The sequence below is a fragment of the Binatus sp. (SeqCode) genome (genome assembly GCF_050013435.1).
Classification (GTDB): domain Bacteria; phylum Desulfobacterota; class Binatia; order Binatales; family Binataceae; genus Binatus.
In genome coordinates this window covers 1-14,688 of record NZ_JBEKFG010000084.1, presented here as the reverse complement: position 1 = coordinate 14,688, position 14,688 = coordinate 1, and the positions used below count along the sequence as shown (strand labels likewise).

General features: G+C 62.8%; 13 protein-coding genes and 1 tRNA gene. 3 read left to right on the top strand and 11 right to left on the bottom strand.

The genetic code is table 11. The features are described from left to right. Window positions 1–114: 114 nt before the first annotated feature. Window positions 115–1,425, bottom strand: coding sequence for an acyl-CoA reductase (locus ABSB13_RS14625; protein WP_428109850.1), 1,311 nt, complete (start codon window positions 1,423–1,425; stop codon window positions 115–117). Next, entirely contained in the window at window positions 1,422–2,570 is a 1,149-nt protein-coding gene (locus ABSB13_RS14620; RefSeq protein WP_428109847.1) for a LuxE/PaaK family acyltransferase, read from the bottom strand. Before ABSB13_RS14620 ends, ABSB13_RS14625 begins: the two co-directional genes overlap by 4 nt. Before the next feature lie 327 nt (window positions 2,571–2,897). Here ABSB13_RS14620 and ABSB13_RS14615 point away from each other — a divergent pair, with 327 nt between their 5' ends. Both ABSB13_RS14615 and ABSB13_RS14610 read left to right on the top strand, forming a co-directional pair. Continuing rightward, a complete protein-coding gene (locus ABSB13_RS14615) occupies window positions 2,898–3,311 on the top strand; it encodes a hypothetical protein (protein ID WP_428109844.1) in 414 nt (137 codons plus the stop codon). Window positions 3,312–3,437: 126 nt separating this feature from the next. Then, window positions 3,438–4,346 (top strand): S1C family serine protease, encoded by a 909-nt coding sequence (locus ABSB13_RS14610; RefSeq protein ID WP_428109841.1) that lies wholly within the window; start codon window positions 3,438–3,440, stop codon window positions 4,344–4,346. Between the two features lie 287 nt (window positions 4,347–4,633). Here the strand turns inward: ABSB13_RS14610 and ppdK are convergent, their stop codons facing one another. Both ppdK and ABSB13_RS14600 read right to left on the bottom strand, forming a co-directional pair. Next, complete coding sequence (ppdK, locus tag ABSB13_RS14605; RefSeq protein WP_428109839.1) at window positions 4,634–7,381, bottom strand: pyruvate, phosphate dikinase; 2,748 nt, start codon at window positions 7,379–7,381, stop codon at window positions 4,634–4,636. A gap of 53 nt (window positions 7,382–7,434) precedes the next feature. Then, the gene (locus tag ABSB13_RS14600) at window positions 7,435–8,754 is read right to left on the bottom strand and encodes a glycine--tRNA ligase (protein ID WP_428109854.1); all 1,320 of its coding nucleotides are present in this window, start codon (window positions 8,752–8,754) and stop codon (window positions 7,435–7,437) included. A 305-nt stretch (window positions 8,755–9,059) separates the two neighbouring features. Between ABSB13_RS14600 and ABSB13_RS14595 the strand changes: the two genes are divergently transcribed. After that, window positions 9,060–9,392, top strand: coding sequence for a hypothetical protein (locus tag ABSB13_RS14595; protein ID WP_428109836.1), 333 nt, complete (start codon window positions 9,060–9,062; stop codon window positions 9,390–9,392). Between the two features lie 182 nt (window positions 9,393–9,574). On the opposite strand, the gene ABSB13_RS14590 is transcribed toward ABSB13_RS14595, so the two are convergent. From ABSB13_RS14590 to def, 7 genes are all read right to left on the bottom strand, one after another. Beyond that, complete coding sequence (locus tag ABSB13_RS14590; RefSeq protein WP_424671943.1) at window positions 9,575–9,913, bottom strand: P-II family nitrogen regulator; 339 nt, start codon at window positions 9,911–9,913, stop codon at window positions 9,575–9,577. A 319-nt stretch (window positions 9,914–10,232) separates the two neighbouring features. Further along, window positions 10,233–10,844 (bottom strand): glycerol-3-phosphate 1-O-acyltransferase PlsY, encoded by a 612-nt coding sequence (gene plsY / locus ABSB13_RS14585; protein ID WP_428109833.1) that lies wholly within the window; start codon window positions 10,842–10,844, stop codon window positions 10,233–10,235. A 72-nt stretch (window positions 10,845–10,916) separates the two neighbouring features. Then, window positions 10,917–10,991 (bottom strand) — tRNA-Pro (locus tag ABSB13_RS14580). Window positions 10,992–11,083: 92 nt separating this feature from the next. Further along, complete coding sequence (gene rpe / locus ABSB13_RS14575; RefSeq protein WP_428109831.1) at window positions 11,084–11,764, bottom strand: ribulose-phosphate 3-epimerase; 681 nt, start codon at window positions 11,762–11,764, stop codon at window positions 11,084–11,086. Between the two features lie 112 nt (window positions 11,765–11,876). Next, window positions 11,877–13,265, bottom strand: a complete 1,389-nt coding sequence (gene rsmB, locus ABSB13_RS14570) for a 16S rRNA (cytosine(967)-C(5))-methyltransferase RsmB (RefSeq protein WP_428109829.1) — start codon at window positions 13,263–13,265, stop codon at window positions 11,877–11,879. Then, the gene (gene fmt, locus ABSB13_RS14565; RefSeq protein WP_428109852.1) at window positions 13,262–14,197 is read right to left on the bottom strand and encodes a methionyl-tRNA formyltransferase; all 936 of its coding nucleotides are present in this window, start codon (window positions 14,195–14,197) and stop codon (window positions 13,262–13,264) included. The genes rsmB and fmt overlap by 4 nt, the downstream gene beginning before the upstream one ends. A 19-nt stretch (window positions 14,198–14,216) precedes the next feature. Next, on the bottom strand, window positions 14,217–14,688 hold a 472-nt coding region (gene def / locus ABSB13_RS14560), incomplete at its 5' end, for a peptide deformylase (RefSeq protein ID WP_428109827.1).

Here is a 14,688-nt window from a genome sequence, read left to right as displayed (position 1 = left end):
AGCGCCGCCCGTCCGACGCGACCAGCCACGAACCCTCGGCGCGCGATATCTCCAGCCCGATCGGTGCGTCGGAAGTCTGCGCCAGATTCTGGCGGAAGAAGTCGCCAAGCTCACTCATCGCGCTCCAACCATCATATCGAAGAACCGGCCTCCACCGTGGCGCCAATCAAGCGGCGGCGATTGCATCTCGCCGGGTGCGCACACATACGGTATCCCGATCGATTCGACGGTTGCACCTATTTCGGCGGCTTCCGATTCATCGCCGGCGACCGCCATCGCTTCAATCCGTCCCGATACAGCAGCGATGCAATCGCGAAATTCCCCGAGATCGCGCACTCCGGTCACGTACACCGTCCTGAACCCCGGCGAAACATTGAAGGAGTCATCCCGCGCCGGACTCGGCTCGAAGACCACCGTCCATTCAAGCCGGTCTCCCTCAAACAGCTCGACCGGCTCGCCCGCAATCCGCCGCCAGCGCGCGCGCTCCCGCACTGCGCGTATTTCGACGGCGTCGCGCGATGGGATTTTAGCCGGCGGCATCGATTTCCCCATGCGTTCGAGCGCCGCCGACATTCGGATCGCCAGGTCGCGCGCTGCGGCGCCGGTATGACTGACCACGAACACCTGGTGGAGCGACAGGCAGCCCAGTTGCTCGAACAATACGACATCGCGCGCGAGCCGCTCCGCGACCGTGTCGATACGCGGCGAATCGGTAACACCGGGCGCGACCACGGCGGCGCTGACCCGGCTGCCGAATCCGATCACATTGCGTCGATTGTGAAGCGACTCGATCGTCAGGTCGTCGCCGTACGCCACCACCCGCTGGCAATTCGCAATCAACGCCGCGGTCAGATCGGCGCGCGCGCGGCTCCAGTGGAAGACCTCGATGCGCGCGGCGGCGGCACGATCGATCTCGGCCAGCGTGCGCGCAAACTCCGCGAAAAATATCGGCTCGGCCGAGGCGGTTTTGACCACCACCCCGGCGCCTGCCACCAGCGCAATCGCGATCTCATGCATCCCGGCGCCGGCAACATTGCCCGCGGCGATGAATCCAACCGTTCTTGGCCTGTCGACCCCGCCACTCGACGCAATCCGCGCGGCCAAAGACTTCAACGCTTCGATTGTGAATGGTTTCAGCAGCGCGTCGATCGAGCTTTCGAGCATCGCGACGGAATACCCCGCCGCGCGCGCGATTGCGGCGATCGCTTCGCGCCGGCGCGCGTAATCCCGATCGCGCCAGAGTTCGAACGCGCGCGCCAATGCCTCGGCCATTCGATCCGCGCCGGGGTTGATGCTTTCTGCTCCACGCACGCGCGCGGCTGCCGATGCGATATCCGATTCGACCAGCCGCGATGAATCGTGTCCGGCCGTGCCGGGGCTTGGGACGCGCGCCTGCGCTTGGCTCGACGCCGTAGCCACGCTCATCGCGGAGCCTCCACGCGCTCGGGGGTCGCCGGCGTCATGCGCGCTGCTTCAGTCGCGGAGAATTGCCCAATCGCCAGCGCGCAGCCGCGAGCCTCTCGGCCCGTCGCTCTGCCGAGCACGCGAACCCGGCCGCGCTCGACCGACCCCAGGTCTTCCGTCATGACGGCGGACACCGAGCCAACGTTGGCCAGATCGAAGAACGTCAGCAGTCCGGTCTCCCCATCCGGCATCGGCCGCAACGTGACCGGATCCCGCGCCGTCACGCGCATCCATGGCGGCGGAATTTTGAACCGGTCTGCCCTATGCTCTTGCGTATTCGACAGGCCGGGGTAATTGAACGGCGTCGCGTCGTAAAGCTGCGAGCACAATTCTGTCATCCCATATTCGTTGACAACCATCGCGGGCGCGATCGCGAGCAATTCGCCGGCCTGCGCGATCACCTCCGCGGCTTGCATCGGGACGGCCTGCCCTTTCGCCCCGCCGGTGTCCATCATTCGCGAACCCGGAGCGAGCCGAAGTTTCACACCGCTGCTGCGAAGCCCGGAAAACAGCGCCGCGAATGCCGCCGTCGTCCCAAGGATACAGACCGGTTCGCGCCGTGCCTGGGCGTCGGCAAGAAACCCGGTCGCCGCCTTGATATCGATACGGTCGCGCGATGCGGCCGCCAGATGCGTGCGCGTCCCGAATTCTTCGATACACCAGCTAATCATCGCCGCCAGCGACGACTCCGGCATCACGTCCGCAGTCGGATGCATCGCGAGAATCGCCATTCGACGAGCGTCGGGGAACAGCATCGTACGCAGATGAGCGATCGCCGAGGCGCGATAAATCTCGGGCTGCGCAACAATATGGCGTCCGCGGCGTTCCCGCCCCTGCGTGGTTCCGCTGGTGAGAAAAATGGCTGCTTGCGCCGACCGCGCGGCTCCCTCCATCGCAAGCTCGGCATACTTGAATGCGACATTGCTGACCGCCGGGATATCGTCCACGGTCCGCATCGCGCCAGGATCGACGCCACCCTGCTGGCAGTAGCGCCGATATGCGCCGACCGCCTCGAATTGATACCGAAAAACCTCCAGCGCAAGCCGCTGGAACGATTCAGGCTCGGGCCTGTGGATAAACGTGAGGACCTGCTCGTAGATGGACATCGGGTTCGCGCCGCGGGCCGACGGAGGATGATCATGCCACCGCCGCGCGCGCCCATTCAATCCTGCGGGTCTGCGGCGTCCCCTTTGAGAGCGAAAATGCCGTATTTACGTGGCCCCTGGATTGTTCTAGACTCCGGCTTGTTGTGGGAGGCGGGGAATGCCTCGGCGGCGGTCAAAGGACCGGGCAGGCGAGGCTTTCGGCAGGTTATAGCGCTTTAATTAGTCAATGCCGTCCAACGTTACCGCAATTGGGATGTGACCAATTTTGCGCTTGCGACGTATTTTTGGTAAATAAGTGACCTTCGAATAGGGGAGAAGCATCGCGAAATGAAGAAATTCGCCGCCGGCCTGATGATCGGCTTTGTTGCGAGCTGGGCTGTTGCTTTCGCTTCGTCCAACGTGAGCCACAATGGCAATTTCTGGAGCCACCTCAATGGCGCCGCCAAGGACGGTTACGTCAACGGCTATTCCGATGCGATGCGGGTGAGCGTCGGCAAACTCGACGTCCTCAATTCCGCCGCCGATCTCTTTCATTGGAAAGGCGCCCGTCGCATTATCCATCAGCTCTCGGGACAGCTCTCGATGGGCCAGGTGACTGCGAATCAGGCGGTCAAGCGGCTCGACGATTTGTATTCGAATCAGAAATACAGCGAGCTCGATCTCGGCGAGGCGCTGCAAACGCTCTCGATTCGCGCCAATGAAACTGCGATGCCCGACGCGCCGGTGAAGAGCGCGAAGTAAAACCCTTCGACTTTCTCAACTGGGGCGGTCTCGTCAGGGACCGCCTCTTTTTTTGCCACACGCGGCTTGACGGTCGCGCTTGTAACGACAGGTCCACGGTCCTAGCCTAATTCGCGGGACATCCACGTGAACGCGCCGGTATTTCTGCTGGAAAAAGTTCTCCGCGCCACCGTTGGCGTTCACTCGCATATTCCATCGACGCATGTCTCGACTGCGATTGGCCTGGGCACCGATCGCCGCGGCACCGGCACTGTCATCAGCCCCGACGGACTGATCCTCACGGTTCACTACCTCTTGCTCGGCGCGAAAAACGTGATCGTCACGATGCCCGGGGGCGAACAACTCGAGGCAACGATCGTCGGCAAGGATTACAGCACCGGACTCGGCCTGCTGAAGATCGATCGCGGCAAAACCGCCTGCGTGGAAGTCGTGTCGTCGGAAAAATGCGTCGTCGGGCAGGAGGCGTTCACGGTCTCGAGTCTCGGCGGCGAGAAGCGATGCGCTGATTGCGGCATCATCACGTATCTCGGTCCCTTCGACGCGGTCTGGGAATTCGTGCTCGACAAGTGCGTCTGCGTCACCGCCTCGTCGCTCAATATCGGGATGAGCGGCGGACCGATCTGCAATCTTCAGGCGCAAGTGGTGGCCGTTTCATACCTGAACTTCGCCGACCTGAGCCGCGCGATTCTTGGCGTGCCGGGCGAATGTTTCCTCGCCATCCGCGATGAGTTGATCAAGCATGGCCGGCGCACTACCGCCGCACCGCGCGCCTGGCTCGGCGTGCTCTCATACACGCTGCGCGACCACGTTGTGATCGCGGGCGTGATGCCCGGCGGTCCGGGTCAAAAAGCCGGCCTGCAACAGGGCGACCTGGTTATTTCGATCGATGACACCGACGTGGACAGCCGCCGCGTTCTCTACGAGGCGCTCCGCAACCATCGGCCCGGCGAGAACATCAATCTCAAGGTCCTGCGCGACACCCACGTTTACCAGCTCGATATCCCCGCCATCCGCGTCGAAGATTACTTCGCCTGATTTCCCGCCCCGCCGCGCGAGATCCTTCGCTGCGCTCCGGATGACACAAAGAGCAGCCGCATCTCATCCTTCCCGATAACCGATTCTAACCGGGGAAGCCCGCACGCCTGAGGCAGTGACCGCGCGCGACAACGGAGCGCGGCCTGAATACTGAGTGCAGGGCTCAGCCCTGCGGTGTAGGGGTCACCCCTGCCCGTGGCGACGGCAGAACAGTATTAAACCCTTGGCAGGGGCCGCGCCCGCCAACGGCGGGCGGCCTTAATACTGGGTGCAGGGGTCAGCCCTGCCTAGACGTCCTTGAAGGCCGCTTTCTTCTGCGAGGCCTCGATCGCCGCCTGCGCCGCCGCCAGCCGCGCGACCGGAATCCGATACGGCGAGCACGACACGTAGTCCAGCCCGAGGCGATGGCACAGCTTGACGCTGGCGGGATCGCCGCCATGCTCGCCGCAAATCCCGATCTTCAATTTCCGGTTCGCCTTGCGCCCGCGCTCGATCGCGATTCGCATCAACTCGCCGACTCCGACCGGATCGAGCTCCGCGAACGGGTCCTTCTTGTAAACTCCGGTTCGAATGTAGTCGGGGAGGAATTTCCCAGAGTCATCGCGCGAGATTCCGTACGTCATCTGCGTCAGATCGTTGGTCCCGAATGAAAAGAATTCCGCGACCGCGCCGATCTGATCCGCAACCACGCACGCGCGCGGCACCTCGATCATCGTGCCGACCGTGAATGGCACCTTGATGCCGCGTTCCTTGAACACCGCCGCCGCCACTTCGCGAATCTGCGCCGCCAAAATGTCGAATTCCTTGCGCTCGCCGATCAGCGGCAGCATGATTTCGGGCATCGCCTTGACGCCTTGCTTGCGCAGCTCGCACGCCGCCTCGAGAATCGCGCGCGCCTGCGCCTGGTAAATCTCGGGGAAGCTGATTCCCAGCCGCGAGCCGCGATGCCCCAGCATCGGATTGACCTCGAACAAGCTCTCGCGCACCTGCTTCAAATGCTCGAGCGTGGTGCCGATTTTGGCGGCCAGGTCGCGCAGCTCGCTGTCGGCATGCGGAAGAAATTCGTGCAACGGCGGATCCAGCAAACGGATCGTGACCGGCAATCCCGCCATCGCTTTCAGGATTCCGACGAAATCCTCGCGCTGCATCGGCAGGATCTTTTTAAGCGCGCGCCCGCGCTGCTGCGGGTTCTCGGCCATGATCATTTCGCGCACCGCCGAGATTCGCTCGGGATTGAAAAACATATGTTCGGTGCGGCACAGCCCGATTCCCTCGGCGCCAAACTCGCGCGCGATCTTGGCGTCGTTGGGAGTGTCGGCGTTGGCGCGCACTCCCAACTTGCGTACCGCGTCCGCCCACGACAAAAATTTCTTGAAGTAGGGCGGCATCTCGGGATCGACCGTCGGCACCCGGCCCTCGATCACTTCGCCTGATGCTCCATCGAGCGTGATGTACTCGCCGCGACGAACTACCGTGCCGTTGGCCGACAGCGTGCCGGCGCCGTAGTCGATTTCCAGCGCCGAGACTCCCGCCACGCACGACTTGCCCATCCCGCGTGCGACCACGGCCGCGTGACTGGTCATCCCGCCGCGTGCGGTGAGGATTCCTTCGGCCACCTGCATCCCGTGGATGTCTTCGGGCGAGGTCTCCACCCGCACCAGGATTACTTTGCGGCCCGACGCCGCCACGGCGACTGCTTCATCGGCCGAGAACACCACTTCGCCGTTGACCGCTCCCGGCGACGCGGGCAGTCCGCGCGCGATCACGTGTTTTTTGCTCGACGGGTCCAGCCGCGGATGCAGAAACTGCTCGAGTTGCTCGGGCTCGACGCGCTTCAGCGCCGTCTTGCGATCGATCAGCTTCTCGTCGGCCATATCCACCGCGATTCGCACTGCGGCTTGCGCCGTGCGCTTGCCGTTGCGGGTCTGAAGCATGAACAGCCGATTGCGCTCGATGGTGAATTCCATGTCCTGCGTATCGCAAAAATGCTTTTCGAGCTGCGCCGAGATTTTGAGGAATTGTTTGTAAACGTCGGGAAAGCTTTCCTCGAGCGTTGAGTATTGCGCCGCGCGCTCGGCCTCGCTGATTCCCCCGCGCTCGGCCCATTGGCGCCCCGCCTTCAGGCTGATCTGCTTTGGGGTGCGGATGCCGGCGACGACGTCCTCGCCCTGCGCGTTGGGCAGATACTCGCCGTAGATTCCTTTTTCACCGGTGCCGGGATCGCGCGTGAATGCGACCCCGGTTGCGCAATCGTCGCCCAGGTTGCCGAACACCATCGACTGCACCGTGACCGCGGTGCCCCAATCGCCCGGGATGTTGTTGATTCGCCGGTACGTGATCGCGCGATCGTTGTGCCACGAGTCAAACACCGCGCCGATCGCCATCCACAGTTGTTCGTGCGGATCCTGCGGGATGTCGCGGCCGACCCGCGAACGAATCAGCGCCCGGAACTCGCCAACCAGTTCCCGCAAGTCATCGACCTTCAGGTCGGTGTCGTTCTTGACGCCGCGCGCCGCCTTCTTGCGATCGATAATTTCCTCGAACGGATCGGGATCGTTCTTATTCTCCGGCTTCAGCTTGAGCACGACGTCGCCGAACATCTGGCAAAACCGCCGGTACGAGTCCCACGCGAAGCGCGGGTTGCCGCTGATTTCCGCCAGTCCCTTCATCGTCTCGTCGGTAAGCCCGAGGTTCAGCACCGTGTCCATCATTCCCGGCATCGAAACCCGCGCGCCCGACCGCACCGACACCAGCAACGGATTCTTCGCGTCGCCGAACTTGCGCCCGAGTGCCTTCTCGATTCGCGCCACACTCTTCGCCACGCCTTCGGTGAGCCGGCTCGGGTACTTGTGGCCGTGATCGTAAAAGTGGTTGCAGACCTTCGTCGAGATCGTGAATCCGGGCGGGACCGGCAGCTTGAGCCGCGCCATCTCGGCCAGGTTCGCGCCCTTGCCGCCCAGCAGATTGCGCATCTTCGAGCGTCCTTCCGCCGCGCCCGCACCGAAAAAGTAGATCTCAGGATGAATACGACCCATGTGAACCTGTGTCTCCCGTCTCCGCATCATATCGTGCGGAAAAATTTTGAAAGTTATGCCGGCTCCGCAGCCGCCGGGCGCGTCCAGCCTATTCGATCGCTGATCACTTCGACCAGCCTCGCTATCGGCACCCGATCCTGCGCCATCGAGTCGCGATCGCGTAGCGTCACCGTGTCGTCTTCCATCGTCTGATGATCGATCGTCACGCCGTAGGGCGTGCCGACTTCATCCTGGCGGCGATAGCGCCGGCCGATCGAACCCGCTTGATCGTATGCGACCGTGAAATGACGCTTCAGCGCGTCGCGCACCGCGATTGCTTTCTCGGGCTGTCCCGCCTTGCGCAGCAGCGGATAGACCGCAACCTTGATCGGCGCGAGGCGCGGATCGAGCCGCAGCACGATTCGCTCCTCGTTATCGACCACGTCCTCGTCATACGCGTCGAGCATGAACGCGAGCATCGCGCGATCCACCCCCAGCGCAGGCTCGATCACCCACGGCCGAAAGCGTGTCTTGCTGTCCTCGTCGAAATAAGTCAGGTCCTTGCCGCTGAACTTCGCGTGTTGATCGAGGTCGTAGCTGCCGCGCTTGGCCACGCCCTCCAACTCGCCCCATCCGAACGGATACAGGAACTCGATGTCGGTGGTGCCGCTGGAATAATGCGACAATTCATCGGTCGCGTGTTCGCGGGCGCGCAGATGCTCGCGCTTGATTCCGAATTTGACGTGCCAGTTGAATCGGAAATCGACCCAGTAGCGATACCACTTTTCTTCTTCCGCGCGATCGGGACGAACGAAGAACTCCATCTCCATCTGCTCGAACTCGCGGGTGCGAAAAATGAAATTCTCGGTGGTGATTTCGTTGCGGAACGACTTGCCCTGCTGCGCGACGCCGAACGGCAGCTTCACGCGCTGCGTATCGACGACGTTCTCGAAGTTCGAGAAAATTCCCTGCGCCGTTTCCGGGCGCAGATAGACAACCGCCGCGGTGTCTTCGACCGGACCCATGAAGGTTTTGAACATCAGGTTGAAGTTGCGCGCCGGCGTCAGTTCGCCGCCGCATGCGGGGCACTTGTCGCCCTCGACATGATCGGCGCGAAATCGCTGCTTGCAGTTTTTGCAATCGACCAGCGGGTCGGTGAAATTCTTCAGATGGCCCGACGCTTCCCAGGTGCGCGGATGCTGAAAAATCGCCGAGTCCAGCCCGAGCACGTCGCTGCGGTACTGCACCATCTCGCGCCACCACGCCTCCTTGACGTTGCGCTTGAGCTCGACCCCCAGCGGGCCGTAGTCGAAGGTGGATCCGAGTCCCCCGTAGATGTCGCTCGTTGGAAAAACAATTCCACGGCGCTTGCACAGGTTGACCAGTTTTTCCATCGTGACCGCGCGCTTGGTCGCGGGCACTGCGTTTTCCGCGGACAACAAAAAGTTCCTCCTGGAGCGCTGCGGGCGCGTTTGCCCGCCGAGCGAACGGTGAAGCCTATCATGGGCCCTAATCCCCCGCAATTTTCATGATTTGCTGGATATCACCGCGATTTGCGCGCGCCCCCGCGGGCTTAAGCGGCGTTTTCGCAACGGCGCGCACGCGGCGTATGGCCGCTTTCCCGAAGCTCGTGCTACAAGTCCTGACCATGGGATGAGGCGGCCGGCGCGGTCGCGCTCGCAGTCGAGGAGGATTTTCGATGCGAATTTCGACGCTCGTCATCTGCGCGTTTACGATTGCAGCTTCGCTGGCAATCGCGGGATGCGGTCATAAGCTGGTCGCGCACAACGGCGAAAGCACCGTCGCCGTCTTTCCCGACGAGAATACGTTCACCAAACTGAACGATTTGAAAAAGCAAGGCGGAGTCGGCGGGATGATCGGAGGACTTGGCGAAGGATTCGCCACCAAGCAGATCGACAACAACACTCCGGTGCGAATCATCAACAGCGACGACAAAGGCTCGCAGATCGAAGTGCTCGACGGCGCATTCAAGGGCACGCAGGGCTTCGTCCCAAGCGACAACGTGAACTGACGGCGAGCCCGCGCCCGCGCCCGGCGATTCGCGTTTCGTTCTCCTGAACTAAAAACGTTTCACGTGAAACGTTTTCGTCAAAACCCCAGCAAATAAGCGGTGGTTTCACCCAATCCGGCGAATTGCGACCCGCTTGCGCTTGCCCAACGGTGGCGCCGGAACTTCGCCGCGCAGCGCGATAGCTACAGCGCGTTGGCGCCGCGCTCACCGGTGCGAATCCGCACCACCTCTTCCATCGGCATCACGAAGATTTTCCCGTCGCCGATTCTGCCGGTTCGCGCCGCGCGCTCTATGGTTTCGACGACCTGCGCCGCCAGCTCGTCGGCGACAACTATCTCGAGCTTTACCTTGGGCAGAAAGTCCACCACGTACTCCGCACCGCGGTACAACTCGGTATGCCCCTTCTGACGGCCGAATCCCTTGACCTCGCTGACCGTGAGACCCTGCACACCGATACTCGACAACGCCTCTTTGACCTCGTCGAGCTTGAACGGTTTGATGATCGCCTCAACTTTCTTCATAAGTCTCCTCTCGGTCTCTTCTCAGTCTGGCCGCGCGGGATATATGCCGGCCCTCCGCACCGCACCCTCTCTTAACCATTCTCCTAGGATGCCGATGGTTCAAGACCCCCCGTTTCGCGCCTGCGTCAGGACGGCTTCAACAAATACCTAGTCCATCCAGCGGGATTCCGGCAACATTCAGCGCAATCTTCGACGCAAGCGCGATGCCAACGGGTATTTTCCGCCGATGCGCGTTACCGCGTCATGGATACCGCTCGGCGCGGCGTTCCTGGAACCTCCACAATGCCTAACTGGCGGGCGTCCGATTAATCTACAGGCACTAACTGGAGGCGGTGCGGTCGCTCCGCTTGGGCTGGAACCTGGGCTCCTCGCCACGCGATAGGCGCCGGATATTCTCGCGATGGCGAAACAGGACCAACGCCGTCATCACGATCGCGAGCAGCAAGTACTGATGAGGCAACCCCAGAGCAGCGGCCGTCGGCGGCAGCGCGATCGCCGCGCCCATCGATGCCAGCGACATGATTCGGCTAATCGCAAATACGACGCCGAACACCGCAAGTGCGACCAGAATCACCATCGGCGCAATCGCGAGCCAGATTCCCAGCGCGGCAGCCACGCCCTTGCCGCCGCGAAAGCCGAGAAACACCGAGCAAATCGAGCCGACAAACGCCGCCAGACCTGCCCACGCGATCACCGCAATCGGAAAGCCCGCCGCCTGCGCCACCATCACCGGAATCGCGCCCTTCAGCACGTCGCCGCCGAACGTTATCGCCGCCGCGCTCGCACCGCCTGCGCGCGCAACGTTGGATGTCCCGATATTGCCGGAGCCGACCGCGCGCGGATCGAAGCCGCGCATCCGGCCCACGATCACGCCGGTCGGAATCGAGCCTACGAGATACGCGCCAACTATCAGGAGTGCTTCAATTATCATCGTGTTCGTCGCAAACCCGCAGCACTATCGCTGGTCAGGTCTGGCTTTTCGGAGGAGATTCACTGAAAAGAATCGGGGTGACTGGATTTGAACCAGCGACTCCTGCGTCCCGAACGCAGTGCTCTGGCCAGGCTGAGCTACACCCCGTCTCCGGTTGAGCGTGATCGGGAGAATACAGACGAGTGGTTATAGCATCCGGGGCGATCCCGCGCGAGTCCGCCGAAATCGCATGCACTTGCCTAGATCGCCGCAGGAGTGCGCGCAATCAGCTCGCGCATCTCACCGATAGTCTTGCGATAGTCGGGCTTGGCGAATATTCCCGAGCCCGACACGAACACATTGGCGCCGGCGGCCTTCACGTCCGCGATGTTATCGAGTTTCACTCCGCCATCGATCTCGACGTCGATACTGAGTCCGCGCCGCTTCAACTCGCGCCGGACGTGGCGCAACTTGTCCAGCGCGGCCGGAATAAACCCCTGGCCGCCGAATCCCGGATGCACGCTCATCACGAGGATCATGTCGAGATGCTCGGCGAAGGGAAGCACCCGGTCGGCGTCGGTCTCGGGATTGATTGCGATCGACGCGCGCGCGCCGAGGCCGCGGATTCGCTTCGCCATCGCGGGGATGTCGGGGCAAACCTCGCAATGCACCGAAACTGAATCGGCGCCGGCCTTCACAAATGCTTCGACATATCGCGCCGGCTCCGAGATCATCAGGTGCGCATCGAGCGGCAGCTTCGTCATCCTGCGCACCGACTCCAGCACCGGAATTCCAATCGAGATGTTGGGCACAAAGTGCCCGTCCATCACGTCGAAATGAATCAGGTCGGCGCCCGCTTTTTCGAGCGCGTGAATTTCTTCGCCGAGCCGCGCGAAGTCAGCGGACAGAATCGACGGCGCTATTTTGTCAACGGGATTCACGTCTGAAGATTTTTTTCAGCGAATCTCCTCCGAAAGTCGGCGCAAACACAGATAGTGCTATCGCATTGCCGCCGGCAGGCAAAGCACCTACGCGATCTCCAGCGCGTGCAAACTATTTACGAACCAGGCGCGCGGCGAAAAAACCGTCCAGTCCGCCGACGTCCGGCCGCGTTTTCATGAATCCTCGCGCGTCGATCACGTCTTTCAGCACGCGGTCAGCCGCGACGGCGCGATCGATTTCGAAATCGCCGTGGCGCGCGAGGAATCCATCGACCACGCCTTCGCCCTCTTCGGGCGCGATGCTGCAAACCGAGTACACGATCGCGCCTGCGCGACGCACGATCGCCGCCGCGTTCTCGAGCATTCGCGATTGTATCGCAGCCATTCGCGCCGGATCGCCCGGCTTGAGCCGCCACTTGATCTCCGGATGCTCCCGCAAGGTCCCGATTCCCGTGCACGGCGCGTCCAGCAGCACCGATTCGCAGCTCGAGGGCGCAAGCGGCACCGCAGCCGTCAGGTCGGCGCAAACAAACTCGACATTACGATGCCTCAGTCGGTGCGCCAGACCGCGCGCGTTCCTGAGTCCGTTGAAATTGAGGTCCACCGCGATCACTCGGCCGCGTTCGCCCACCATCTCCGCCAGATGGGTCGCCTTGCCGCCCGGCGCCGCCGCACAATCCACGACCGTCGCGCCCGTACGCGGCGCAATCATTCGCGCGGCCATCTGCGACGCCTCGGATTGCGCGTGGAACAGGCCGTCGCGATACGCGCGCGACTCGAACTGCGGCGCGCTGCTGAGCACGATCGTCTCGGGCGCGCGGCCGGGCACGCCCATCTCGAAACCGTCGGCACTCAGTTTCTCGATTATCTCCGCGCGGGATCCGCGCGCGAGATTGAGCCTGATCACGTTGGGCGCGGCGTCGTTGTTCGCCGTCATCAGCCGCTCGGCATCGGCGACGCCGAACCAATCGACGAATCGCTCGACCATCCAGCGTGGATGCGAATACGCAACGGCAAGATAACTTTTCTCGTTGCGCTCCCGCGCCGGCATCGGCGCCGTCTCACGCGTCGCGCGGCGCATTACGGCATTGACGAAGCCCGACGCTTCGCGCGCCTGCGGAATTCGTTTGGCGATGCTCACCGCGGTGTCCACCACCGCATGCTGCGGAATCCGGTCAAGAAATCGAAGCTGAAAAAGCCCCATCCGCATGATCGCCAGCGCCGCGGGCTGAATCCCTTCGAGCTTGCGTCCCGTCAGATGCGCCAGCTCGTAATCGAGGCGTCCCCGCCACGCGAGCGTCCCGAGCACCAGCCGCGTGATCAGCCGGCGATCGGCCGGCGCGAAATCGGGCAGCCGCCCGCCCAGCAGAACGTCGGCGTAACCGGACTCCTGATCGACGCGATACAGAATCTCGGCCGCCGCCATTCGCGACGCGAGCCCCTCGTCGGTCCGCGAGCTCGATCGCTCGGCAGCCGGTATTTTCGCCTGGTCGTCGCTCATGTGCCGAATCGCGCGCCGGCTTCGACGCGTTTGCCGCGGATGAAATCAGCCGCGGAAATTCTCTTTCGCCCTGCCCCTTGCACCTCGAGCAGCGTCAGTCGTCCGGTTCCGCACTGGACGACGGGACCGGGCTTCACGCTGACGATCGTGCCGGGAGACTCGATGCTTCCGTCTTCGTGCGAGACCGCCGCGCGCCAGATGAGAACTTCGTCGCCGCCAAGACGCGTCCGCGCCACCGGCCACGGATCGTACGCGCGCGTCATCCGCTCGATTTGCACGGCGCTCGCCGTCCAATCGATCACCGCATCCTTCTTTTCGACCGGCGCCGTGTAGGTGGCGATCGTTTCGTCCTGCGCTGTTTCGACCAGCGCGCCGCGCGCAGCCAGATCGATCGCCTCGAGCATCGCGTCCGCGCCAAGCTCGGCGAGTTTTTCCTTCAGCGTCCCTTGCGTGTCGCTCGATTCGATCGAAATGCTGCGCTGCAAATACATCGGGCCGGCGTCCATCCGCTCGACGATCCGCATGATCGTGACTCCGGTTTCGGCGTCGCCCGCGAGGATCGCGCCTTCGATCGGGGCGGCGCCGCGATGGCGCGGCAGGAGCGACGCGTGCACGTTCATCGGCGCGATTCGCGCAGCGTCGAGAATCGACGCCGGCAGAATTCGTCCGTAAGCCGCCACCACCAGGAGATCGGGCGCGAATGCTTTCAGCTCGCTCAAAAATTCCGGCGTCCGAATTTTGGCCGGCTTCAGCGTCGGAATCTGATATTTCGCCGCGAGCGCGCCGACCGCGCTCGGCTCTGTGCCGAGCCCGCGCCCGCGCGGCTGGTCGGGACGCGTGACAACTCCAGCCACGCGGAAGTTGGCTCCCGAAGCCGCTGCAAGCCGCTCCAGGATGCGGGCCGCCAAGGCCGGCGTGCCCATGAAAACAATCTTTAGTGACTCGGCGATTTTAGATCCGCACCGTGGAGGGGCGCACGTTGTCGGCTTTGCCCTCCTTGATTAACTTTTTCAGTTTGCGCTTGTAGAGTTCGCGTTTGATTCGGCTGATGCGGTCGATGAAGAGTTTGCCGTCGAGATGATCGATCTCGTGCTGCAATGCCACCGCGAGCAGATCGTCGGCTTCGATCTCAATCTCCTTCTCGTCGGGCGTCCACGCGCGCACCAGCACGCGCGCGGCGCGTTCCACGTCGGCAGTGTAATCGATCACCGACAGGCATCCCTCTTCCCAAACAATCTTGCCCTCGGCTTCGACGACCCGCGGGTTGATGAGTTTGAGCAGATGCTTGCCGGGCTGTTCATGGTCGGTGTCGAGCACGATTATCCGCTTCGATTCTCCGACCTGCGGCGCGGCAAGACCCACGCCCGGCGCGGCGTACATCGTCTGCACCATGCTGTCGATCAGCCCTTCGACGTTGCCGTTG